Genomic DNA, 22330 nt, shown 5'->3' on the forward strand with positions numbered 1-22330 from the left:
ATCAGGCGCCGGCCCACCACTCACCGGCGAGGTGTCCGGAACCGACCAGCACCGAGGGGCCGCGCAACCACGCCTGCCCGTGATCGATGCCCACGGTGACGGCACCGCCGGGCACCCGGACCCGCACCTGCGCCGAATCCGCCGCCGGATCGATGCCCGCACTCGTCAGCGCCGCGGCGGCCGCGGCGACCGTGCCGGTGCCGCAGGAGCGGGTTTCGCCGACGCCGCGTTCATAGACCCGCATATCGACCGCGCCGTCCTCGCCGAGCGCGGTCAGGATCTCCACGTTCACACCGTGCGGGAACAACTCCGGATCGAAACCGGGGGGCACGGCGAGGTCGAGCGCGGCCAGTCCGTCGGCGGTGAGCCCGGGATCGACACAGGCCAGATGCGGATTGCCCACGTCGACCCCCACTCCGGGCAACGCGCTGCCGGCGACCGTGGCGGTGGAAACACCGAGCATCCGCACCCGGCCCATACCGACGGTGACCTCGCCGTGCACCTCGTCGAAGGAATGCACGACCACCGAGCGCGCGCCCGCCCGGGTGCCGACCACGAATTCGGTATCCCGCTGCATTCCGGTGGCGAGCAGATAGTGGGCGAACACGCGCACGCCGTTGCCGCACATCTCCGCGATCGACCCATCGGCGTTGCGATAGTCCATGAACCAGTCCGCCGCGGCTACACCGTCGGGCAGTTCGGCCAGCTCGCCGCGCTCCACCAGTGCTCCCGCCCGGGCGACGCGCAGCACACCGTCGGCGCCGATGCCCTGGCGCCGGTCACACAGCACGGCGACGGTGTCGGGGGCCAGGCGCAGGCGGGCGTCGGAGTCGGGCAGCACCACGAAATCGTTCTGGGTCCCGTGGCCCTTGCCGAATTCGATATCGGCCGCGCCGGACCCCGTCTGCACCTGCTCGCTCATCGACGTCGTTCCTCCACCCGTCCCGCACTATTCACCGGCCGCGCCGGCGTTCACCTTCGATACCGACACCCGGCGCTGCCGGGATATTTCGTACAGCACGACCGATACGGCGCAGGGGGTGGCCGGCATCGCACCCGCCGGAATCCGCACCATCTCGTCGCATGCGTCGCGCCACCGCGCGTCGAGCTCGCCGTCGTCGGCGAACACCATGATCGTCGCATCCGCGAAGGTGTGCGCATCGACCGGCTCGTCGGCGGGGTCCGCACCGACACCGACCAGCCGGGCCGGGACTCCCGCGACCGCCCGCAATTCGGCGACGGCAGCCGGGCCGGGCACTCGCACCACCGGCACCGCGAACAACGCGCCGGCCGAGGCGCGCACACACCGCGGGTCGTATTCGTCCGCGCCGGAACCGCTGATCACCACCGCGGCGGCGCCGAAGGCGTGCGCGGTGCGCAGCACACTGCCCAGCCGCAGCGCGGAGGCCGGTCTATCGATCACGACCACCGGACGTGCCGGATCGAGGCGGACCTCCGAGCCGTCCCGGCTGCGGGTGTGCGCCAGCGCCACCAGTTCCGGTGTGCCGGTATCGGGTTCGGCGAGTTCGTCGAGGGCGTCGCCGACCAGTCCGATCGCCGGCACCGCGTCGTTGTCGAGCACCTCGCGCGCCCACGCCGGCAGCGGGGCGCCGGGGCGGTACAGCACCGCTTCCAGCGGCCAGCCGTTCGCCACCGCCGCGGTGATCGGTTCGCGGCCATGGACGAGAAAGCGGCCGTCGCGCCGGCGGCGGGCGCGGTTGCCGAGATAGGCTCGCCACTCCCCCACGGAGGCATTACGGGTCGTCGATGGGCGGGTCACTGCCGAATCGATTCCTGTTCGTCGAGCACATGGGCCAGTAGCGCATCCGCCAGGCGCGGATCGGCGCCGTCGACCCAGTGCACCCGTGGGTCGCGGCGGAACCAGGAGCGTTGCCGGCGCACATAGCGGCGGGTGCCGATCAGCGTGCGCTCACGCGCATGGCTCAGGTCGTATTCGTTGTCGAGATGAGCCAGGACTTGTGCGTAACCGATCGCCCGGCGTGCCGTCTGGCCCCGACGCAGGCCACGGGCGATCAATTCGCGCACCTCGTCGACGAGACCCTGCGCGAACATGGTCTCGGTGCGGGTCTCGATGCGCGCGTCGAGTTCAGCGGTCTCGCGGTCGACACCGATGATCGTGGTATTCCATCGGGGCGTGCCGCGTTGCGGCTGCGAGGCGGCGAACGGCCGGCCGGTGAGTTCGACGACCTCGAGCGCCCGTACGATCCGCCGCCCGTCGGTGGGCAGAATGGTCTGCGCCGCAACGGGATCGGCCGCGCGCAGGGCGGCATGGACGGCGGCGACCCCGTCGCGTTCGAGGACCGCCTCCCACTTCGCGCGGACGCGGGTGTCGGTGGCCGGGAATTCCCACTCGTCCAGCAGCGCCTGGACATACATCATCGAACCGCCCACGATGACCGGCACCCGGCCGCGCGCGAGAATGTCCTCGACGTCGGCCGAGGCCGCGGCCTGATAGGCGGCGACGGTGGCCGTTTCGGTCACCTCCAGCACGTCGAGCTGGTGGTGCGGAATGCCACGGCGCTGCTGCGGCGGCAGTTTGGCGGTGCCGATATCCATGCCGCGATACAGCTGCATGGCGTCGATATTGACGATCTCCCCGTCCAGGCGAACCGCCAATTCCAATGCCAGATCCGACTTTCCGGTCGCGGTCGGGCCGATGACGGCGATGGGCGCACTCATCGCGCACCCGCCGGATACCAGATCGACGCGTGGTAGCCCACACCGAAAGGTGCTGCGCGATAGAGGGTTTCGACCTTCGGATCGGCGGTGTCGATACCGAACAGACCGGCCAGAACTTGAAAGCCGGGACGGCCCGCCACCTCGAGTTCGGCACACAGCCGCGAGTCCAGTGCGCCGAGTGCCGCGCGGTCACCGGCGTCGAGGGCGGCGTCGATCCGCTGTTGTTCGCCTTCGGCACGGGGATCGAGGTATCCGGGCGAGGTGGTGGACAGGGTCGCGGCGCCGTCGGCCACGATCAGCACACCGTGCGCACGCGGGTCGGCGTCCAGCTCGCCGCGCAATCGAGCCCCCAGATCCACGCAGCGGGCGGGCTCGGCGCCGGGATCGACCGGCAGCGCCCGCGCCTCGATGTCCTCGCCGTCCTCGGCCGCGATCCGTCCGCGCAGCCATGCGCCCACCAGCAGCGCGGTCGGCCAGTCGAATCGCGGCTCACCGCCGGGGTCCGTCGCCGACAACGCGACCGGGACGTCCGCGCCGAAGCCGCGGAAACTGCCCACGCCGGTCGGCGGCTCGGTGCCCGCGCCGACGATGGTCCAGTGCCGGGCCTGCCGCGCCAGCAGCCGCCCCGCCTCCAGGACGGCCTCGCGCAGTTGCGGTACCTGCGCGGCCGGGTGGGTGGCGTCGGTCAGCGGGGTCGCACCGCCCAGTTCGGGAATCAGCACGAGCGGCGAGGGAATCAGCGCGGCGACACGAAACACCCGTCAACGGTAGCGGCCGCCGGGAAACGGCAGCCGAGGCCGCCGCTCACCCCGGGTGATCGTGTTCCCACCACCCTCAACCGTCACTCGGTCCACGCCACCGTTCGCAAGAGAGGGCAATTCTGTCTATTGGCTGGTTGAATGGGATCTGCTAGGGCGTAACCAGGCAGCCGTGACGCGCGGCAGGGATGAGGAGCGATGACCGACAACAGCGGAACCGAGAAGGCAGTGCATCCGGAAACCGGCGCGGCGCAGCAGTCCAGCAATCCCGCCGCGAAGCGTCCGACTCCGGCCGATGCCGCCCCGAAGCCCGGCGCGGCGCCACGCACTGGAGTACCCAAGCCGGGGGCGCCCAAACCCTCCGCGGCGCAGCGAGCCGAACCGGCGGCGAAACCGGCGGCGACGCACCACGTCAAACCGGCTCCCGTCCCCGGCCCCGCCCATGAGCATCCGCATCCGGTGGTCGTGCCGACCGTCAGCGATCCCAGCGAATGGGGCCGGGTCGACGACGACGGCACCGCCTGGGTCAAAACCGCCGGCGGCGAACGCGTCGTCGGCTCGTGGCAGGCCGGTGACGCCGCCGAGGGCCTGGCGCATTTCGGGCGTCGCTTCGACGATCTGGCCACCGAGGTCGCGCTGCTCGAGGCTCGCCTCGCGGCCGGCACGGACGCCCGCAAGACCAAGGCCGCGGCCGTCGCGCTCGCCGAATCCCTGCCCACCGCGGCGGTGATCGGCGATGTGGACGGTCTGGCGCAGCGTCTGCAGGCGATCATCGAACATTCCGACGAGGCGGCCGCCCACGCCAAGGAGGAGAAGGAACGCACCCGGCACGAGCACACCGAACGCAAGGAGGCGCTGTGCGCGGAGGCCGAGCAGATCGCCGCCGAATCCACCCAGTGGAAGGCGGCCGGTGACCGGCTGCGCGAAATCCTCGAGGAGTGGAAGTCCATCCGCGGGGTGGACCGCAAGGTCGACGACGCGCTGTGGCGGCGCTTCTCCAAGGCGCGCGAGGCGTTCAACCGCCGCCGGGGCGCGCACTTCGCCGAACTCGATCGCGAACGCGCCGCCGCGAAGACACGCAAAGAGGAACTGTGCGCGCGGGCCGAGGAGCTGTCCGATTCCACCGACTGGGTGGGCACCGCCGCGGTCTTCCGGGATCTGCTGACCGAGTGGAAGGCGGCCGGGCGCGCCCCCCGCGAGGCCGACGAGCAGTTGTGGCGGCGCTTCAAGAGCGCCCAGGACGTGTTCTTCGCCGCGCGCAATGCCGCCGCCTCCGAACGCGATGCCGAATTCGGGCAGAACGCGGCGGCCAAGGAGGAACTGCTGCGCCACTACGAGGACCGCATCCCCGAGCACATCGAACCCGATTCCGCGACACTGGATTCCGCGCGTGCCGCCCTGCGCGAACTGCAGGAGCGGTGGGATGCGATCGGCAAGGTGCCGCGCGAGCGCATGCACGAACTCGAAGGCAAACTGCGGGCGCTGGAGAAGCGGGTACGCGAGGCGGTGGACGCCCAGTGGCGGCGTACCGATCCCGAGGCGATGGCTCGCGCGGCGCAGTTCCGCGAGCGGGTCGCCCAGTTCGAGGAGCAGGCGGCCAAGGCCGAGGCGGCGGGCCGCACACGCGATGCCGAGAAGGCGCTCGAACAGGCCAAGCAATGGCGTGAATGGGCGGATGCCGCCGAGGGTGCGGTCAGCCGGCGCTGAGCCGTTCGTTCACCGGCCGGCGGTGTCGAGTTCGCCGCCGAACGGCCGGTGCACGCCGCCGCCCCGCAGCAATCTCGACGAGGAGCCGACCATGGATGTCCGCGAGATCAATCGAGGCGTCATCGAGCAGTTCCGCGCCGGTGGCCCGATCGAGGGGATGCACCGGGATCGTCTGGTGCTTCTCACCACCACCGGCCGGCGGTCGGGGACGCCGCACACCACGCCGATGATGTTCCATCCCGACGGCGACCGGTTGCTCGTCGTCGCCTCGAACGTGGGCGCCCCGCGACATCCGGACTGGTATCTGAACCTCGTCGCCGATCCGGCGGTGACGGTCGAGGTCGACCGGGAGACCTATCCGGCCACCGCGGTACCGCTGCAGGGCGCCGACTACGACCGGGCGTGGACGGAGCTCACCGCGTTGTATCCGTTCTTCGCCGACCACGCGAAGAAGACCGAGCGCACCATCCCCGTGGTGGCGCTGCAACGCTGAGTGCCGGACCGGCTACTTGTCGTCGCCGAACAGCCGGCGCCGGTCCTGCTCTTCCTTTTCGGCGGCCGCGATGCGCCGGCGCTCTTCGGCCTCGAGCTGGAGCGCGGTCCGGCTCCACACCACGCGGATCCAGTGGAAGGTCAGCACCACGATCCCGATCGTGGCCAGAATCAGTCCGATGCCCGGCCCGGCGCCGTGGTAGTTGCCGAGGCCGGGGGTCTGGCGGTGCCAGATCGAGAGCACCCCGAAGACGCTGCCCACCGCGGATCCGGCGACCGCGACCCAAGCCAGCGCCCAGCGGCGGGTGACCAGCGCCAGCGACGAGAACCCGATCCCGAAGATCACCACGAACCATTCGAAGACCCGCGACGGCAGCCCGATGTGCTCGGCCTGCGCGTGGTTGTCGAAGGCCAGCACATCCAGGCCGCGAGCGGCGCCGGCATGCGGCAGGATCAGCGACAGCAGCAGGACGAACACCGCGATCGCGACCACCATCGCCCGCGTCCCGGGATCGATCTCGCCGGCGATCTTGCGTTCGACGGCCTCGAGGTCGCCGCGGAACTGCTCGAAGACCTTCGACTCTGCGGGGTTCATGCTCTCCTCATTCGGCTCGGTCGCATCGTTCGGCTGCTGCGCCGGTGGCTGGTGGGGGTGCTGCGGCGCGGACGCGTCACCGGATCGCTCCGGTGTGGCGTCGCGATCGGCGTCCTCGTTCCCGCGTTCGGCCATCGGTCACGCCCCGCATCCGGTGTCACAACCGGCGGCCGCCGGCAGAGTCTCCGGGGCACCGATCCGGGGCAGTCCGAGGCCCACCCCGATCGGTGCGGTCTTCGGCAGTACACCGCGTTCGTGCGCATCGCCGGCGCGCGTGCGGCGGTGGGTGTGGACCGGACCGTCGGCGATGAGGTGGTGGGGCGCCGCCTCGGTGATGTCGACGGTGACGATATCGCCGGGCCGGATCGCCGCGTCGCCGGGCCGGAAGTGCACCAGCCGGCCGTCGCGCGCCCGGCCGCTCATCCGCGCGGTCGCCGCGTTCTTCTTACCGGCGCCCTCGGCGACCAGCAGTTCGACCTCGGTGCCGATCAGCGCGCGATTGGCTTCCAGCGAGATCTGTTCCTGCAGTTCGATCAACCGGTCGTAGCGCTCCTGGACCACCGCCTTGGGCACCTGATCGGCCATGGTGGCCGCGGGCGTGCCGGGACGGACCGAATACTGGAAGGTGAAGGCGCTGGTGAACCGCGCCTGCCGGACGACGTCCAGGGTCTCCTGGAAATCCTCCTCGGTCTCGCCGGGGAAGCCGACGATGATGTCGGTGGTGATCGCGGCGTGCGGCATCGCGGCCCGCACCTTCTCGATGATGCCGAGGTAGCGATCCTTACGGTAGGACCGGCGCATCGCCTTGAGCACCCGGTCCGAACCCGATTGCAGCGGCATGTGCAACTGCGGGCACACGTTCGGAGTCTGCGCCATCGCCTCGATGACGTCGTCGGTGAATTCCGCCGGATGCGGCGAGGTGAAACGCACCCGCTCGAGCCCGTCGATGCTGCCGCAGGCGCGCAGCAATTTCGCGAAGGCACCGCGATCCCGGTGTTCGGGCGCGAAATCGGCCGGATGTCCTTGCGGCAGTGCGGGTTCGGCGAAGTTCACCCCGTAGGAGTTGACGTTCTGCCCGAGCAGCGTCACCTCGAGCACGCCCTGATCCACCAGCGCCTGCACCTCGGCCAGCACATCGCCCGGCCGCCGGTCGACCTCTTTGCCGCGCAGCGAGGGCACGATGCAGAACGTGCAGGTGTTGTTGCAGCCCACCGAGATCGACACCCAGCCGGCGTAGGCGGATTCGCGACGAGCCGGCAGCGTCGACGGGAACGCCTCCAGCGATTCCAGGATTTCGACCTGCGCCTGCTCGTTGTGGCGGGCGCGCTCGAGCAGCACCGGCAGCGATCCGATGTTGTGGGTGCCGAAGACGACGTCGACCCAGGGCGCCTTGCGCACGACGGTGTCGCGGTCCTTCTGCGCCAGGCAGCCGCCGACCGCGATCTGCATACCGGGCCGCTCGGCCTTGATCGGCGCCAGATGTCCGAGCGTTCCGTACAGTTTGTTGTCGGCGTTCTCGCGCACCGCGCAGGTGTTGAACACCACCAGATCGGCGGTCTGCCCGCCCGTGGCCTTGGTGTATCCGGCGTCCTCGAGCAGGCCCGACAGCCGTTCGGAGTCGTGCACGTTCATCTGGCAGCCGTAGGTGCGCACCTCGTAGGTCCGCGGGGACTGCGGATCGGTGGCCGAACCGAGGGCGCGTCCCGCAGCCGAATGCGCTGCAACCTGCATGGACGAATTCACGGGTCCAGGGTAGACGCTGCGCGAAATCGGACGCCCACCCCGGTCGCCCGCGACCGGCGCGCGGTGACGCCGGTCACGCGCGCGGGCGCCCAGGTCACCACCGGGTTAAGCGCAGGCGGCGACGGCGCGACGCACGCGCCAAAAGTGCGCATTTCGCGCAGGACCGCTCTAGGGTCGACTGTCATGACCGATGCTGCCGACGCAACACCCGGCACCGCCAGCGCTGGGAACACCTCCGATCCGGTCGCGGCCGAGGCATCCGCGGGAACCGCGACCGTTCCGCCGATGATCTCGATGCGCAACGTGGACAAGCATTTCGGTGATCTGCATGTGCTGCGCGATGTGAATCTGGAGGTGCCGCGGGGGCAGGTGGTGATCGTGCTCGGCCCCTCCGGGTCGGGCAAATCCACGTTGTGCCGCACGGTCAATCGGCTCGAGCCGATCGATTCCGGCACCATCGCCGTCGACGGTGTCGAGCTGCCGGCCGAGGGTCGCGCACTGGCGAAGTTGCGCGCCGACGTGGGCATGGTGTTCCAGTCGTTCAATCTGTTCGCGCACAAGACGATCCTGGACAATGTCATGCTCGGGCCGGTCAAGGTGCGCCGCATCGCCAAGAAGCAGGCCCGCGCGCGGGCACTGGAACTGCTCGAGCGGGTGGGCATCGCCGATCAGGCCGACAAGTATCCGGCGCAGCTGTCGGGCGGTCAGCAGCAGCGCGTGGCCATCGCCCGGGCGTTGGCCATGAATCCGAAGGTGATGCTGTTCGACGAGCCCACCTCGGCCCTGGATCCGGAAATGGTCAGCGAGGTGCTGGAGGTGATGGTCGCACTGGCCAAGGAGGGCATGACGATGCTGGTGGTCACGCACGAAATGGGATTCGCTCGCCGCGCCGGAGACCGTGTGCTGTTCATGGCCGACGGCCGGATCGTCGAGGACGCGGCGCCCGAAACCTTCTTCACCGCACCCGCTTCCGAGCGTGCCAAGGATTTCCTGGGCAAAATCTTGAGCCATTGATCGCAATGCACGACCGCGGCGGGATCGATGACCGGCCCGCGCACCGCGGAGGACCCTTCACACTTCACGAGAGAGAAGGCATTCGATGAGGATCACCCGAGCGCTGCGGTTCGGCATCGGCGCGCTGGCCATCGCGGTCGTCGCGACCGGATGCGGCGGCGGCAGCAACAAGACCGCCACCGAACACGCGTCGGAAGGCAAACTCACCATCGGCATCAAATTCGATCAGCCGGGTCTGGGCCTGCGCAATCGAGACGGGTCGTTCTCCGGATTCGATGTGGATGTGGCGACCTACGTCGCCGGAAAGCTCGGCGTGAGCCCGGACAAGATCACCTTCAAGGAGGCTCCCTCCGCGCAACGCGAGACGCTGATCCAGAACGGGCAGGTCGATTATGTGGTCGCCACCTATTCGATCACCGATCAGCGCAAGCAGAAGGTCGACTTCGCCGGGCCGTATTACATTGCGGGCCAATCCTTGCTGGTGCGCGCCGACAACACCGATATCACGGGCCCGGAATCGCTGAAAGGCGGCAAGAAACTCTGCTCGGTGAAGGGATCCACACCGGCGCAGAACATTCAGAAGAATTTCGCCAACGATGTGCAGCTGCAGGAATACGACACCTATTCGCTGTGCGTGGAGGCGCTGAAATCCGGAGCGGTGGACGCGGTCACCACCGACAACATCATTCTGGCCGGTTACGCCGCGCAATCTCCGGGCCAGTTGAAGGTGGTCGGGCAGCCGTTCACGACCGAGAACTACGGCATCGGCCTGAAGAAGGGCGACAAGGAGTCTCGCGACAAGATCAACGATGCGATCGAGTCGATGATCAACGACGGCTCCTGGAAAGCCTCGCTGGAGAAGAACCTCGGCAACACCTTCCCGATCCCGTCGCCGCCGCAGGTCGACCGCTACTGATTCGGCGCGGGTTCCGGCCGCCCGGAACCCTGTCCGGCACAGAGAAGTAGGAGGGCGCGTCCACCGTGTTCGACTTGATCTCCCGATACGACAATCAGCTGTGGGACGCCTTCTGGGTAACCATCAAACTGACCGTGTTCTCCGCCGTCGGGGCGCTGATCATCGGCACCCTGGTGGCGGCGATGCGAGTGTCGCCGATTCCGGTGGCGCGGTGGATCGGTACCGCGTATGTGACCGTGTTCCGCAATACCCCGCTCACGTTGATCCTGGTGTTCTGCTCACTCGGTCTCTACACGACCCTGGGCATCAAGCTCGCGAGTGAGAGTTCGGGGCTGGATTTCCTGCCCACCAACAACTTTCGTTTCGCCGTCCTCGGCTTGAGTGTGTACACGGCGTCGTTCGTGTGTGAATCGCTGCGCGCGGGAATCAACACCGTGCCGCTGGGGCAGTCCGAGGCCGGACGGTCACTGGGCTTGACCTTCGGTCAGAATCTGCGACATGTGGTGTTGCCGCAGGCGTTCCGGTCGGTGATCGCGCCGCTGGGCAGCGTATTGATCGCGCTGACGAAGAATTCCACGATCGCGTCGGCGATCGGCGTGGCCGAGGCGGCGGCACTGATGGCCTCCATGAACGAGACCGAGGCCGACATTCTCGCCATCGGCGCGATCTTCGCCCTCGGCTTCGTCATTCTCACGCTGCCCACCGGATTGCTGTTCGGCTGGCTGGCCAAGCGATTCGAGGTGAAGCGATGAGTGCGAATGCCTCGGTCCTCTACGACGTCCCCGGCCCGAAGGCGCGCCGGCGGCATGCGCTGTATTCGGTGCTGGTGCTGGCGGTCCTGGTGGTGCTCGGCTGGCTGGTGTGGCGGGCGTTCGACGAGAAGGGCCAGCTCACCGCCGAGAAGTGGAAGCCGTTCGTAGAGTCGGAGGTCTGGCAGACCTACATCCTGCCCGGCTTGCGCGGCACCGTGGTGGCCGCCGCACTGGCGATCGTGTTCGCGATGGTGATCGGCGTGGTCTTCGGCTTGCTGCGCCTGTCCGATCATCGCGTCGTGCGGTGGGTGGCGGGGGTGATCGTCGAAGTGTCCCGGGCCATTCCGGTGCTGATCCTGATGATCTTCCTCTACAACTGGTTCGCCAAGGACAATCTGTTCGCCTCCGACCAGCTGGCGCTGGCGGCCGTGGTGATCGCGCTGACCGTGTACAACGGGTCGGTGATCGCCGAGATCGTGCGCTCGGGCATTCGATCGCTGCCGCGCGGCCAGACCGAGGCGGCCCAGGCGCTGGGATTGAGCAAGGGTCAGATGATGCGGATCATACTGCTGCCGCAGGCGGTGACGGCGATGCTGCCGGCGCTGATCTCGCAGATGGTCGTGGCGCTCAAGGACACCGCGCTCGGCTACCAGATCACCTATCAGGAGATCGTGCGCCAGGGGCAGCAACTGGGTGCGGCCGAGCAGAACACCGTGCCGGCGCTGATCGTGGTAGCCGTCATCATGATCGCCCTGAACTGGGCGCTGACCTTCCTCGCCACCAGGGTGGAGCAGCGGTTGCGGTCGCGGCGCCGAGGGCGGACCGTGCTGGGTGTGAACTCGGTGCTCACCGATGCCGCACCGGGCGTGGATCTGTCACTGAGCCGGACCGCGGCGCCGTAACCGGGCGGTTCGGCGATCGCGGCGGATTCGGGTGCGCAGCTGGGCAGGGCGACGGTGTCGACGTCCTCCGCGGGACGAGTTGCGCTCGCACCGAGCACAACCCTCGCACCCGCCGGCTCGATGGTCGATCCTGGACGCGCACCACCCCGGTCGCCGGGCCACGCCACTCGCGGCGGCCGGGGATGGGTGTCCAATCGGCCGCTGCGCCTTCCCTGCGACTATCTGGCCAGGAAATGCCAGCCGAGCCACGCCCACAGGATTACCGCGACGATGCGGGCTGTTCGGGTGCGGGTCAGATAGCGCACGGTGTCGCCGAGGCCGGCGAACGACATGCGGCGCCAATGGGCCACCGCCGTCATGCTGATCACGATGACGGCCAGAACTGCGAATCCCGTGATCACGAGGGCACGATCGGTCATTTCCGCACCAGCCACCATCCGGCACCCAACCAGATCAGCCATCCGATGAAGCGGCCCGGCCCAGCCTCCAGCGCGGGGCTGAGCAGGGTCGACAGGGTCGGATGGGCAGCGTCCGGGACGAGCAGTGCGGGTTGGGACAGCCAGGCATACAGTTCCCACGCCAGTACGGCTGCGAACAGGATCGACCACACCACAACCGCGCGCCGAACCGCCGGCGTAAGCGACATTCGCCGTGTCCCGACCCGAAGGGCACCGACGGCGACCACGACTGCGACACCGGCGACCAGCACCGTCGCGGCGACACCGAACGGACGGGTGAACGACCCCGCCACCGCCAGCCCGACCCAGACGGCGACCGCCCCGACAGGTCGGCGCCGACTGCCGCCGCCCCGCACGTCGGTGGTCATCAGCGCAGCATAGGGCCTGCACCGGACACCGGTCGAGTCACGCGGGCGGGTAACCCTCTCCGAGTTCGGCGCGCACGGCGGCGTAGGCGATCGACTGCCGGTATCCCTGGCGGGCGAGCATGCCGACGAGGCGGTTGACCACCTTGTCCTCAGAGAGGTTTCGCGGCAGGGTGCGCATTTTGCGGCGCACCAGTTCCGCCGCTCGCTCCGCGTCGTCGTGGCCGGAATCCGCCGCTACCGCATCCGTGTCGGCGCTCTCTTCGGTATCGCCGACGGAGTTCTCGGTCCGATTCGGCTGTGCGGCAAAGGATTGCGCGGCCGCGGCCATTTCATCCTTCACCACGGCATACGCCATGGACTGGTTGTAGCCGCGGCGGGCGAGCATGCTCACCAGCCGCGCGGTTGCCTTGTCCCGCGGTACATCGCGCGACAGCGTTGCGAGCCTTTTCCGCACCAACTCTGCGGCGTGCTCGGCGTCGTCGGACTCGGACTTCCGCGACGCCGCCCCGGTCCCGACGAGCCCGGCCCCTCCGCCGTCCCGGTCCTTCGGCGAATGATGTTCCGCTGCAAGAGGCCCGGCACCGTCGGCGGGTTCGTCGTCCGCGACGTGATCTGTGTGGTCGAAACCGTCGGGGCCACTGCTCGACGTGACGGCCGCGGCGAGTTCGTCCTTGACCACCGTGTAGGCCATGGACTGGTTGTAGCCGCGGCGGGCGAGCATGCTCACCAGCCGGTTGGTCGTCTTCTCGGCGGGGAGGTCCGGCGGCAGGGTGGCGAGTTTGCGGCGGACCAGTTCGGCGGCGCGGGCGCTTTCGTCGGCGGGGGTGATGGCGGCCAGCGCGGGCCCGGCGTCGGTGTCGGACACACCTTTGCGTCGAAGTTCTTGCGCGAGAACTTTTTTCCCTTTGCCGGAGAAGGTGTGGCGGGAATGCACCCACTGTTCGGCGAAGGCGGCATCGTCGATCAGCCCGACCTCGGCGAGGCGGTTCAGTGCCCGCTCGGCGACCTCGGGCGCGAACCCCTTGGCCGCCAGTTTGTCCGCCAGTTCGGCGCGGCTGCGCGCTCGATCGGCGAGCAGGCGCAGGCAGATGTCCTTGGCCTGCGCCTCGGTCCCCGCCTTCGGTGCAGCGGATTGCGCGGCGTCGGAACGCTGTTCGCCGCTGTCGGCGGATCGACGCCGAGAACCCCGGCGCCCTCCCCCGCCGGCGCCCTCTCTGCGTGACCGTCTTCGCGTGCCGCCCTGGTCTGCCCCGTCATCCGACTGCGGGTACGCCATGGGGCTGTCGTCCGTAACGAACGAGCCGCTGTGGCCACCCTCCGACCGCCCCTCCGACCGCCCCTCCGCCCGATGGGTGCGGCCGGGCCGGCGATCACCGGTGGCGCGCTCGTCCCACCCCCGCTGCAGCGCCTCGACCTCAGCCTGCAGTGCGCGAATACGATTGCGCGCCTGGGAATCCTGTGTCGCCGAGCCATTACCGGACCGACTGGAGATCGCGGCTTCGCTACTCGACCGCGTCCGCCCTTCGAGTTCGGAGCCGCCCCGGACCTCGGACCCGCCATAAGGCCGAATATCGGACACGGAACCGGAGTGAACCTCCGGCCCGCCACGAGGCCGAGCCTCCGACTCGGAACCGGAGCGAACCTCCGGATCACCACCAGACCGAGCGTCGGACTCGGAGCCGAAGCGAACTTCGGGCCCGTTATGAGGCTGGACCTCGGACTTGGACCGAACCTCCGGCCCACTATGGCGCCGGACCTCGGGCGCAGAACCGGACCGACCTTCCGGCTCGATGTGGGGCGAGACCTCGGGCTCGAACGCGGACCGGGCCGCCGGCTGGGGTCCGTGCGTGTCATCGACCGGACCGCGCTGGGGCACCGGACCGTCATCGGAACGCCATACACCGGCGGGCGCATCCCCCGCCTTCTGCTTCGATCGCAAGCGTCGGGCCGAACCACCCTGTCGGCGAACGGGTTTCGACCAGGATTCGCTTTCCGGGTCGCCGCTGCGTCGGGAGCGGGAGTCGATGTCTTCCAGTTGCCGCCGCAGGCGTTCGACGGCGTCGAGCCGAGAGGCGCCAGGGTCCGGGAGGGGGGTGGACCCCGGCGCTTCCCGGTGCGGCATCGGTTAGAAGTCGACGGGCGCCTCGGCACCCGCGTCTGCGGTGACGTCGGCACCGATGCCGAGCTTCTCCTTGATCTTCTTCTCGATCTCGTCGCGCACGTCCGTGTTCTCCAGCAGGAACTTGCGGGCGTTCTCCTTGCCCTGGCCGAGCTGATCGCCCTCGTAGGTGTACCAGGAGCCGGACTTGCGGATGAAGCCCTGATCGACACCCATATCGATGATCGAGCCCTCCTTGGAGATGCCGGCACCGTAGAGGATGTCGAATTCGGCCTGCTTGAACGGCGGCGACACCTTGTTCTTGACGACCTTGACGCGGGTGCGGTTACCCACCGCATCGCTGCCGTCCTTCAGCGTCTCGATGCGGCGCACATCCAGACGCACGGAGGCGTAGAACTTCAATGCCTTACCACCCGTGGTGGTTTCGGGCGAGCCGAACATCACGCCGATCTTCTCGCGCAGCTGGTTGATGAAGATGGCGGTGGTGCCGGAGTTGTTCAGCGCACTGGTCATCTTGCGCAGCGCCTGGCTCATCAGGCGGGCCTGCAGACCGACGTGGCTGTCACCCATCTCGCCCTCGATTTCCGCGCGCGGTACCAGCGCCGCGACGGAGTCGATGACGATGATGTCCAGCGCGCCGGAGCGCACCAGCATGTCGGCGATCTCCAGCGCCTGCTCACCGGTGTCGGGCTGCGACACCAGCAGGGCGTCGGTGTCGACACCGAGTTTGCGGGCGTATTCCGGATCCAGCGCGTGCTCGGCGTCGATGAAGGCCGCGAGTCCGCCGTTGGCCTGCGCGTTGGCGATGGCGTGCAGGGCAACCGTGGTCTTACCGGAGGATTCCGGACCGTAGATCTCCACGACGCGGCCACGCGGCAGTCCGCCGATGCCCAGCGCCACATCCAGCGCGATCGAACCCGTCGGAATGACCGAGATGGGCTGATGCGCCTCCTCGCCCAGGCGCATGATCGCGCCCTTACCGAAGCTCTTCTCGACCTGCGCCAGAGCGAGCTCGAGCGCCTTGTCGCGGTCGTAGGCCTGTGGTGCCATCGTCTGTTCCCCTTCTGACGGGTAAGTCTCGTTGTGTGGTTGGCGCCCACGGTAGAGGGCGGCACCGACAAGTTCTGACGGCAAGCTTAGACGAACACGTGTTCGAGGCAAGCGACGCGCCCGCCGACACGCACGGCAGCCGCACAGCCGCACCCCGTTCCCGGCAATCGCCGCGCAATCCGGCCGGTCATGCGGCCTCGATCCGGCCGTGTCCTCGTCATCGAGTCGCCGTCGGCACCACCGCGATCCGGTCGGTCTGCATCAACGCCTGCGCCTGTTTCAGCATCCGCAGCGTCGGGGTGACCTCGACGTCGACGATCCCGTCCAGAGCCCCCAGCCGCTCGGTGAGGTAGCGATACAGGTGCGAACTGTCGCGGCAGACGATGGAGGCGACCAGATTGGTGGGCCCGGTGGTGGCCGCGACGAACGCCGTCTCCGGATGGGTGGCGATCGCCCGGCCGACGGCGTCGAGCTCGGCCGGGCGCGTCCGCACCCACAGCGAGGCCCGCACCGCGTATCCCATGCGCTCGACGGCGAAATCGAGATCGAAATACAGCACGCCCGCCGCCGCCAGCTCGGACATCCGCCGCGCGACCCGGCTCGGGCTCCAGCCGGTTTCGGCCGCCAGCCGGGCATAGGAGGCACGCCCGTCGCGGGCCAGCAGCGCGAGCATCGCCTCGTCGGCCGCGGACAGGTCCATCGGCGCGTCGGGCCCGCGCTGATCGTTCATCGCGGGTCGCGGTCCCAGCTGCCGCAACTGTTCGGCGGTCAGCAAGCGGCTGTAGCGCGGCCACTCCTCCGCCAGCGGAAACCGGTGGATGATCTCGTAGGCCATCAACCCGGTGACCTGGCTGGCCCGCGGCAGAACGTTGAGCAGCAACGCATCTCGCTGTTCGATCGAGCGCGGGCGGCTCACACAGGTGACCTCCGAACCGGTCGACAGCAGCGCCACCCAGCTCACATCCGGCAGCCGCGCCAGCGATTCGGCCAGTCGCAGCGCCTTGTCCGGGGTGGACCGCACCCGCAGCATCCAGCGCGTATTCCCCAGCGGCATGGCGTTGACCTGGCCGGAGACGTGCAGGATGCCGCGTTGGCGCATCGATCGATAGCGGCGGGCCACGGTTTGCTCGGAGACACCGAGGATCGCACCGAGGGTGGCGAACGGGATGCGGGCATCGGCGACCAAGCCGTGCACGATCTGCTTGTCGAGCGTATCGAGAACGGAGGATTCGAGTTCGTCTTCGGGGTTCACAGGCGGAATCTCACATCGACGGCCGGGTAGCTGGATGGTTATTCAAACATCTCGCACGCTTGGCGTCGATATCGTTCGCACTACCCGGAGGTCGCCATGCGGAAATGGCTCCCCTTGTTCGCGGCGTGCCTCGGCACGCTCATGCTGCTCATCGACGTCACCATCGTCAACGTCGCGCTCCCGGACATCGCCGCCGATCTCGGCACCGGACTGTCGGGGTTGCAATGGGTCGTCGACGGCTACGCACTGGGCCTGGCGGCACTGCTGCTGGTGCTGGGCTCGTTCGCCGACCGGTTCGGCGCCAAACCCACCTATCTCGCGGGTCTGGCGATATTCGCGGCCGCCTCTCTGGCCTGCGGACTGGCTCAGTCCTCGGCCCTGCTGGTGGCCGCGCGGGCCGTGCAGGGAGTGGGCGGTGCGGCCATGTTCGCCACCACCCTGTCGCTGCTGCACGCCACCTACACCGGCCGCGATCGCGGCACCGCGTTCGGCGCGTGGGGTGCGGTCGCCGGGGCGGCCGCCGGCATCGGTGTGGTGCTCGGCGGGGTACTGACCGACCTGCTGTCGTGGCGGTGGATCTTCCTGGTGAACCTGCCGATCGCGGCGGTCACCATCGTGCTGTCGCTGTACGCCTTCGGCCCGTCGCCGCGCCGGCCCGGCCGTAGCGTGGACGTCGCCGGAATGGCCGCCTTCGCCGTCGCGGCGACCGCGCTGACCTACAGCATCATCCGGGGCGGGGAAGACGGGTGGGGCGACGGCGCGGCAGTCGGCACGCTGATCCTCGGCGCGATCGCGCTCGCCGGCTTCGCTCTCGTCGAATCACGCAGCGCCACACCGATGTTCCCGCTCGCACTGCTGCGCAACCGGGAATTCACGGCCACCCTGGTCGCGGCGGCGGGCTTCAATTTCGCCGCCTTCGCGAGCAGTCCCCTGATCTCGCTGTGGTTGCAGCAGCCGCTGCAGTTCAGCCCGCTGCGCGCCGGCCTGTCCATGCTGCCGATGGCGGCGACGGCGTTCGTGGTCTCGGGCGCGTTCGGTCGGTGGCTGCACGACGTGGCGCCCCGATGGACCATCGGTGGCGGATTGGTGATCACCGGAATCGGGGCGGGCCTGCTCGGCGTGATCGACGCCGGATCCACCTGGAGCGCACTCCTTTTCGGCTACGTGGTGATCGGCATCGGCATCGGTGTGCTCGCGCCGCCGCTGGTGGCGGTCGCGATGGCCGCGGTGCCCCCGCAGCAGAGCGGCACCGCCGCCGGAGCGGTGAACACCGCCCGTCAACTGGGCCTGGCCCTCGGTGTCGCGGTACTCGGTACGGTATTCCGCAGCTCGGCGGGCGAGGGCCGGATCACGGTGTCGCAGTTCGTGTCCGGGCTGGACGCCGCGGTCGCGGTGGCGGCGGGTGTGGGCATCGTTCTCGGCATCATCGCCTTCGCCCTGTTCCGCCCCCGTACCGGGACCACCGAGCCGGCGGAACCGGCTCCCGCCGAGATCCAGGTCGGCTGAATCGGCGCCGATTCCCCGGAGAAAATGCGGTCACCCGTCGGATCCGAGCCCCGCCGGCAATCGCGGCGGGGTTCCCTGAGTCCAGGTGATGCGCAGCGAGGAGGCCCGGATCCGCCAGCCGTCGGCTGTCCGGACCAATTCGGTGTCGGCATGGCCCGCAGAGATGAACACCGCCTCGGAACCATCGGCGAGGACATGGGTGTTCAGCTGAGCGCCGCGCGCCGTGGCGCGGTCGCCGTCGATGTCGATCACCGCGTTGGTTCCCAGGTGAACGGTCCGATCGAACAGCGCCATCCCGCGCCGGATGTGCGCGAGTACGGCGTCGCGGCCGTGGACGGTGCCGATCGGCATCTCCGCGGTCGCGTCCTCGGTGTAGTAGGTGCGCGCCCACCGATCGTCGAACACACCGTCGTCGAGCGAACGCAGATAGCGGTCCAGCAGGTCGGTTATCTCGGACCGGTCCAGTAGTTCCCGAATCCGGTTCTCGGTGATCTCGGTATCCATGCGACCACCCTGCAACCTCGAGCAAGCTCGAGGTCAAGGTCGCTGTGACGCAGCCGACGGCCGGCGCTCACCAGCGGCTCTTCGGTACGTCGAATTCCGCGCACAGGGCCCGCCAGACCTCGCGCGGATCGATACCGTCCTCGATCGCCTGGGCGCCGGTACGGCCGTTCATCGAGGGCAGGACATGATCGGCCAGCAGCAGGTCGCCGCGGGCGACGCCGAATTCGGTATGCAAGAGTTCCTGAAATTCAGTCAACCGCACCGTGCCGAGGGTACCGGTCGCGCACGAACCGCCGGCGGGCGCGCGGTCAGCTCGCGCGAGCCCGATCCAGCGTGCGGTGACAGATGTCGATCGGATCGGCGACATCGGAGACGGTGGCAGCGGCCGCGGCGGCGGCCTTGCGATAGGACTCGTCGCCGAGAACGGTATGCACCGCCGCGCGCAGCGATTCCGGGGTGAACGGTCGCACCAGCAGCGAACTCCCCTGGCGGACCGCACGATTGGCCAGTTCCCACTGATCCCCGCCGCCGGGCACCGTCACGATCGGCACGCCGGCGAGCAGAGTTTTGGCCAGCAATCCGTGTCCCCCGCCGCCGACCACCACGGCGGCGTGGCGCAACAGCTCGTCCTGCCGTCCCAGACCCGCCGTCGCCCATGGCGGAAGATCCGCCGGGGGCGTATCGAGCATCGAAATCGCCACGCGCACATCACTGTCCGCGAGCGCCTCCAACGCACCGGTCGCCAGATCACCGAACCCGGTCCGGGCGGTCGAGGGTGCGACCACCACCAGCGGCCGGTCGCCGGGCGGTGGCGCGAGCAGCTCCGAGGTCGGCTCCCATAGCAGCGGACCCACCACATGCGCGTCGGCGGGCCAATCCGGCCGATCGACCTCCAAAGCGGGCAGGGTGGCGATCAACCGCGCGTCGGGGCCCGGATCCACCTCCGGCAGGCCCACGCTCGCCCGGGCCGCTCCACGCTGGCGCTCACCGCGTGTGATCGCGCGCGCGGTCAGCCCGCGCAGCACCGTATCGCGCATCCGCCCACGCAGGCCCTCCCCCGGCGCGAGCCCACTGCCGATGGGCGGCAATGCTTTCGACGGCAGATACAGCGGATGCGGCGACAACTCGACCCACGGCACCCCCAGCCGCTCGGCGGCCATCCCACCGCCGGCGGTGAGCACATCCGAAACCACCAGCTCCGGCAGCATCGCACTGAGATCGGGGAGGATTTCCGAGGAGATATGCGCCGCGCGTTCGTGGATCCGCGCACCCGCGTCGGCGTCGTCGTCCTGCGGTCGCGGCGCCAAACCCTTCAACCGCCGCACCGCGATACCCGCGTCCCGCGCCGCATCGAACCAGCGCGGACTGGTGAACAACACCGGATCATCGCCCGCCTGAAGAAACCGCAGGCACAGCGCGATCGCCGGAAACGCATGACCCGGATCCGGACCCGCGACGACAGCCACTCGCATGCGCCCCACCCTGCCATACCCCCTCCCCACCCGATGCCGGGCGGGCACAGCTACCCGACGGTCATGAACGGCGACCGGGCCGATCGTGGCCGCTCACAGTGCCGGCGATCAGTCGGCGAAGTGGTACAGCTCGAATCCGACCGCCCGCTCGGCATCGAAACCAGCCTGCGGTCCCGTGGCCCGATCCACGATGGCGCGGGCCTGATCCGCCACCGGCTCATCGCTCAGCGCGCTCAGATAGCGACTGTGCTGCATCAGCGAATCCACCGCCGCCCGAACGGTATCGGTGACATCCACCGCATGCGTCACCACCGGACCCACCACCGCCGCCCAGCGCGGCGTCCAGATCGGCAATTCGGCCAGCTCCGGGAAGATCCATTCGTTGCCCGCGTCCGAGATCGCGTCCAGCGCACTGCGCCCGACCGCGCGATGATCGGCGCTGTTCGCATAACCGGGCGCCCAGGTGTCGCCGAAATTGAACAACACCACCATCTCCGGTCGATGCCGCCGGATCGCCGCGGCCAGATCGCGGCGCAAACCGAGCCCACCCTCGATCCGCCCGTCCGGATAGCCGAGAAACTCCACATCCTCGACCCCGACCGCGCGCGCCGACGCGATCTCCTCCTGCTCCCGCACCGGACCACACTCGGCCGGCGGCAGGCCCGCGATCCCGGCCTCACCGCTGGTCGCCAGCAGATACCGGATGTTCTTACCCTGCTTCGTCCAGCGCGCGACCGCGGCCGCGGCACCGTACTCGATATCGTCGGGATGGGCGACGATCACCAGACCGCGCTCCCAATCCTCGGGTAGCTCTAGCATTTGCCTTCGCTTCGCTCCGCCGGTCCACAATCGAGGCGGCCGAGAACCATGAACGTGCACCGCTCCGAAACGCTAACACGGCTGGGTGCCCGGCTTCGCCGTCGCGAAACAGCAAGGGGCCGTTCGGTATTCGTACCGAACGGCCCTGGGTTGGCTCGCTACAGTTTGGTGACCGTCGACTTGTTCGAGCCGGAGACGGCCTTGTACAGCAGGTACAGGCCGAAGACCACGACGCTGATCATCAGGATCGGGAACAACGCCTTGACCAGCGCGCCGATCACGATCAGCGCCAGCCACACGAGCGCGACGACGCCCAGAATCTTCCAGAACATGTCCATTCCTCCCGAAGGTTTCCGAACCGCCGTCAACGCGATCCGACTCCTCCATACTGTCAACTCGGCGCCGGAAAATCACCAGGTCACAACCGATATCCGGGAAATATCAGGGTGAACCCCTAGCCGGATCAGCCGCGAGGATCGGTCCGTGAACGGGGCGCCACCGGCCCCAGGGACCCGACGCCGCGCAGGCGCCCGCATCAGTGCCGGTCGGCCAGGTCGGTGAGCGCCTGAGCCCAGCCGTCCAGTCGGTCGGCCGCCTCGCGCAGGGTGAACATGGCCCAGCCGAATTCGTCCACCGGTGTCGGCGCTTCGCTCGCCCCGGCCGCAAGGATCTGACCGGCCGCGGCGACAAGCTGCTCGTATTCGGTCACGCCGGATTCCAGCCGGCCGACCATCGCGCCCGATTGCTGCCGCAACCCGGCCCCGGCATGCGAGGTCGCGACCACCGCGAGCGCCTTCTCCATCGCCGCGATATCCCCGGCCAGAGCGTGCAGGGCGGCCGCGCCGGATGCCGCGGTCGCCACAGTGTCGGCGAAATCGTCGGCCGGGATTCGCCCGCTCGCCTCGATCTGACGGCCGAGGGCGTGAAAGGCGCGTTCCGCCCGGACCAACCTGGCGATGGGCGCCCTCGCCGCGGACTGCACCGCGGGCAGCCGCCGGGGTACGAACGCCGGGGGCGGCAAGGGGTTTCGACGCAACTCCAGGTATCGGCGGGTACTCACCGCCGCGCCGGTCACCAGCGCGGCCGCACCGCCACCGACCACGACAACCGCCCATACCGGCGCCGAGATCGCGACCAGTCCGGCCGTTCCCAGCGCGGTCACGCCCGAGGCCGCGCTCCAGCGGAGGCTGCGCCGCCGCACCC

The 22330-nt window shown here is 69.1% G+C and carries 23 protein-coding genes and 1 pseudogene; 7 read left to right on the forward strand and 17 right to left on the reverse strand.

Annotated elements, in window-relative coordinates; all coding sequences use genetic code 11:
• Position 1: 1 nt before the first annotated feature.
• From dapF to NE2_RS31040, 4 genes are all read right to left on the reverse strand, one after another.
• Positions 2-883, reverse strand: a complete 882-nt coding sequence (dapF, locus tag NE2_RS31025) for a diaminopimelate epimerase (protein WP_063031902.1) — start codon at positions 881-883, stop codon at positions 2-4.
• 66 nt (positions 884-949) lie between these two features.
• Positions 950-1747, reverse strand: coding sequence for a TrmH family RNA methyltransferase (locus NE2_RS31030; protein WP_233429937.1), 798 nt, complete (start codon positions 1745-1747; stop codon positions 950-952).
• 29 nt (positions 1748-1776) lie between these two features.
• Complete coding sequence (miaA, locus tag NE2_RS31035) at positions 1777-2700, reverse strand: tRNA (adenosine(37)-N6)-dimethylallyltransferase MiaA (protein WP_063031870.1); 924 nt, start codon at positions 2698-2700, stop codon at positions 1777-1779.
• Positions 2697-3458 carry a class III extradiol ring-cleavage dioxygenase family protein gene (locus NE2_RS31040; RefSeq protein WP_063031872.1) on the reverse strand — a complete coding sequence of 254 codons (762 nt, stop codon included), beginning with the start codon at positions 3456-3458 and terminating at the stop codon, positions 2697-2699. The genes miaA and NE2_RS31040 overlap by 4 nt, the downstream gene beginning before the upstream one ends.
• A 198-nt stretch (positions 3459-3656) precedes the next feature.
• On the opposite strand from NE2_RS31040, the gene NE2_RS31045 reads away from it, so the two are divergent.
• Together NE2_RS31045 and NE2_RS31050 are read left to right on the forward strand one after the other, a co-directional pair.
• Complete coding sequence (locus NE2_RS31045; protein WP_063031874.1) at positions 3657-5165, forward strand: DUF349 domain-containing protein; 1509 nt, start codon at positions 3657-3659, stop codon at positions 5163-5165.
• Between the two features lie 91 nt (positions 5166-5256).
• Positions 5257-5658 carry a nitroreductase family deazaflavin-dependent oxidoreductase gene (locus NE2_RS31050; protein ID WP_063031876.1) on the forward strand — a complete coding sequence of 134 codons (402 nt, stop codon included), beginning with the start codon at positions 5257-5259 and terminating at the stop codon, positions 5656-5658.
• Positions 5659-5670: 12 nt separating this feature from the next.
• Here NE2_RS31050 and NE2_RS31055 read toward each other — a convergent pair whose 3' ends face one another.
• Both NE2_RS31055 and miaB read right to left on the reverse strand, forming a co-directional pair.
• On the reverse strand, positions 5671-6252 hold the full coding sequence (locus NE2_RS31055; RefSeq protein WP_030513225.1) for an Rv2732c family membrane protein: 582 nt from the start codon (positions 6250-6252) through the stop codon (positions 5671-5673).
• Between the two features lie 138 nt (positions 6253-6390).
• Positions 6391-7983, reverse strand: coding sequence for a tRNA (N6-isopentenyl adenosine(37)-C2)-methylthiotransferase MiaB (miaB, locus tag NE2_RS31060; protein WP_063031904.1), 1593 nt, complete (start codon positions 7981-7983; stop codon positions 6391-6393).
• Between the two features lie 297 nt (positions 7984-8280).
• Here miaB and NE2_RS31065 point away from each other — a divergent pair, with 297 nt between their 5' ends.
• From NE2_RS31065 to NE2_RS31080, 4 genes are all read left to right on the forward strand, one after another.
• Positions 8281-9009, forward strand: coding sequence for an amino acid ABC transporter ATP-binding protein (locus tag NE2_RS31065; protein WP_063031906.1), 729 nt, complete (start codon positions 8281-8283; stop codon positions 9007-9009).
• A gap of 85 nt (positions 9010-9094) precedes the next feature.
• Complete coding sequence (locus NE2_RS31070) at positions 9095-9925, forward strand: glutamate ABC transporter substrate-binding protein (RefSeq protein ID WP_063031877.1); 831 nt, start codon at positions 9095-9097, stop codon at positions 9923-9925.
• 65 nt (positions 9926-9990) lie between these two features.
• On the forward strand, positions 9991-10677 hold the full coding sequence (locus NE2_RS31075; protein ID WP_030513221.1) for an amino acid ABC transporter permease: 687 nt from the start codon (positions 9991-9993) through the stop codon (positions 10675-10677).
• Positions 10674-11579, forward strand: coding sequence for an amino acid ABC transporter permease (locus NE2_RS31080; protein ID WP_063031879.1), 906 nt, complete (start codon positions 10674-10676; stop codon positions 11577-11579). Before NE2_RS31075 ends, NE2_RS31080 begins: the two co-directional genes overlap by 4 nt.
• A 218-nt stretch (positions 11580-11797) precedes the next feature.
• On the opposite strand, the gene NE2_RS31085 is transcribed toward NE2_RS31080, so the two are convergent.
• The 5 genes and pseudogenes from NE2_RS31085 to NE2_RS31105 all read right to left on the reverse strand — a co-directional run bounded on the left by NE2_RS31085 (position 11798) and on the right by NE2_RS31105 (position 16826).
• Complete coding sequence (locus NE2_RS31085) at positions 11798-11998, reverse strand: DUF6186 family protein (RefSeq protein ID WP_063031881.1); 201 nt, start codon at positions 11996-11998, stop codon at positions 11798-11800.
• Positions 11995-12405 carry a hypothetical protein gene (locus NE2_RS31090; protein ID WP_063031883.1) on the reverse strand — a complete coding sequence of 137 codons (411 nt, stop codon included), beginning with the start codon at positions 12403-12405 and terminating at the stop codon, positions 11995-11997. The genes NE2_RS31085 and NE2_RS31090 overlap by 4 nt, the downstream gene beginning before the upstream one ends.
• Positions 12406-13048: 643 nt before the next feature.
• Positions 13049-13681, reverse strand: a pseudogene (recX, locus tag NE2_RS37360) (recombination regulator RecX); the annotation flags it as partial.
• 849 nt (positions 13682-14530) lie between these two features.
• Positions 14531-15574, reverse strand: a complete 1044-nt coding sequence (recA, locus tag NE2_RS31100) for a recombinase RecA (RefSeq protein ID WP_025351561.1) — start codon at positions 15572-15574, stop codon at positions 14531-14533.
• A 217-nt stretch (positions 15575-15791) separates the two neighbouring features.
• Positions 15792-16826, reverse strand: coding sequence for an Lrp/AsnC family transcriptional regulator (locus NE2_RS31105; RefSeq protein ID WP_063909532.1), 1035 nt, complete (start codon positions 16824-16826; stop codon positions 15792-15794).
• A 96-nt stretch (positions 16827-16922) separates the two neighbouring features.
• Between NE2_RS31105 and NE2_RS31110 the strand changes: the two genes are divergently transcribed.
• Entirely contained in the window at positions 16923-18332 is a 1410-nt protein-coding gene (locus NE2_RS31110) for an MFS transporter (RefSeq protein ID WP_063031887.1), read from the forward strand.
• Positions 18333-18362: 30 nt separating this feature from the next.
• Here NE2_RS31110 and NE2_RS31115 read toward each other — a convergent pair whose 3' ends face one another.
• From NE2_RS31115 to pspM, 6 genes are all read right to left on the reverse strand, one after another.
• Positions 18363-18836, reverse strand: a complete 474-nt coding sequence (locus NE2_RS31115) for a nuclear transport factor 2 family protein (protein ID WP_063031889.1) — start codon at positions 18834-18836, stop codon at positions 18363-18365.
• Positions 18837-18903: 67 nt separating this feature from the next.
• Positions 18904-19098: a DUF3046 domain-containing protein gene (locus NE2_RS31120; RefSeq protein ID WP_063031891.1), complete on the reverse strand. Its 195-nt coding sequence runs from the start codon at positions 19096-19098 to the stop codon at positions 18904-18906.
• Positions 19099-19144: 46 nt separating this feature from the next.
• Entirely contained in the window at positions 19145-20308 is a 1164-nt protein-coding gene (locus NE2_RS31125) for a glycosyltransferase (RefSeq protein WP_063031892.1), read from the reverse strand.
• A gap of 108 nt (positions 20309-20416) precedes the next feature.
• On the reverse strand, positions 20417-21127 hold the full coding sequence (locus tag NE2_RS31130) for a PIG-L deacetylase family protein (protein ID WP_063031894.1): 711 nt from the start codon (positions 21125-21127) through the stop codon (positions 20417-20419).
• Positions 21128-21285: 158 nt separating this feature from the next.
• A complete protein-coding gene (locus NE2_RS36460; RefSeq protein WP_030513209.1) occupies positions 21286-21459 on the reverse strand; it encodes a hypothetical protein in 174 nt (57 codons plus the stop codon).
• Positions 21460-21662: 203 nt separating this feature from the next.
• A partial coding sequence (pspM, locus tag NE2_RS36465) for a phage shock envelope stress response protein PspM (RefSeq protein ID WP_167356804.1) occupies positions 21663-22330 on the reverse strand: 668 nt, incomplete at its 5' end.

It is taken from the genome of Nocardia elegans NBRC 108235 (assembly GCF_001612845.1).
In the GTDB taxonomy this organism is placed as follows: Bacteria; Actinomycetota; Actinomycetes; order Mycobacteriales; family Mycobacteriaceae; genus Nocardia; species Nocardia nova.

What these genes read in the sequence shown, in the direction of transcription:
- miaA (WP_063031870.1), bottom strand. Translation starts at nt 2,700, where the DNA reads ATGAGTGCGCCCATCGCCGTCATCGGCCCGACCGCGACCGGAAAGTCG.
- NE2_RS31045 (WP_063031874.1), top strand. Translation starts at nt 3,657, where the DNA reads ATGACCGACAACAGCGGAACCGAGAAGGCAGTGCATCCGGAAACCGGC.
- NE2_RS31050 (WP_063031876.1), top strand. Translation starts at nt 5,257, where the DNA reads ATGGATGTCCGCGAGATCAATCGAGGCGTCATCGAGCAGTTCCGCGCC.
- NE2_RS31055 (WP_030513225.1), bottom strand. Translation starts at nt 6,252, where the DNA reads ATGAACCCCGCAGAGTCGAAGGTCTTCGAGCAGTTCCGCGGCGACCTC.
- miaB (WP_063031904.1), bottom strand. Translation starts at nt 7,983, where the DNA reads ATGCAGGTTGCAGCGCATTCGGCTGCGGGACGCGCCCTCGGTTCGGCC.
- NE2_RS31065 (WP_063031906.1), top strand. Translation starts at nt 8,281, where the DNA reads ATGATCTCGATGCGCAACGTGGACAAGCATTTCGGTGATCTGCATGTG.
- NE2_RS31070 (WP_063031877.1), top strand. Translation starts at nt 9,095, where the DNA reads ATGAGGATCACCCGAGCGCTGCGGTTCGGCATCGGCGCGCTGGCCATC.
- NE2_RS31080 (WP_063031879.1), top strand. Translation starts at nt 10,674, where the DNA reads ATGAGTGCGAATGCCTCGGTCCTCTACGACGTCCCCGGCCCGAAGGCG.
- NE2_RS31085 (WP_063031881.1), bottom strand. Translation starts at nt 11,998, where the DNA reads ATGACCGATCGTGCCCTCGTGATCACGGGATTCGCAGTTCTGGCCGTC.
- NE2_RS31090 (WP_063031883.1), bottom strand. Translation starts at nt 12,405, where the DNA reads ATGACCACCGACGTGCGGGGCGGCGGCAGTCGGCGCCGACCTGTCGGG.
- recA (WP_025351561.1), bottom strand. Translation starts at nt 15,574, where the DNA reads ATGGCACCACAGGCCTACGACCGCGACAAGGCGCTCGAGCTCGCTCTG.
- NE2_RS31110 (WP_063031887.1), top strand. Translation starts at nt 16,923, where the DNA reads ATGCGGAAATGGCTCCCCTTGTTCGCGGCGTGCCTCGGCACGCTCATG.
- NE2_RS31115 (WP_063031889.1), bottom strand. Translation starts at nt 18,836, where the DNA reads ATGGATACCGAGATCACCGAGAACCGGATTCGGGAACTACTGGACCGG.
- NE2_RS31125 (WP_063031892.1), bottom strand. Translation starts at nt 20,308, where the DNA reads ATGCGAGTGGCTGTCGTCGCGGGTCCGGATCCGGGTCATGCGTTTCCG.
- NE2_RS31130 (WP_063031894.1), bottom strand. Translation starts at nt 21,127, where the DNA reads ATGCTAGAGCTACCCGAGGATTGGGAGCGCGGTCTGGTGATCGTCGCC.
- NE2_RS36460 (WP_030513209.1), bottom strand. Translation starts at nt 21,459, where the DNA reads ATGTTCTGGAAGATTCTGGGCGTCGTCGCGCTCGTGTGGCTGGCGCTG.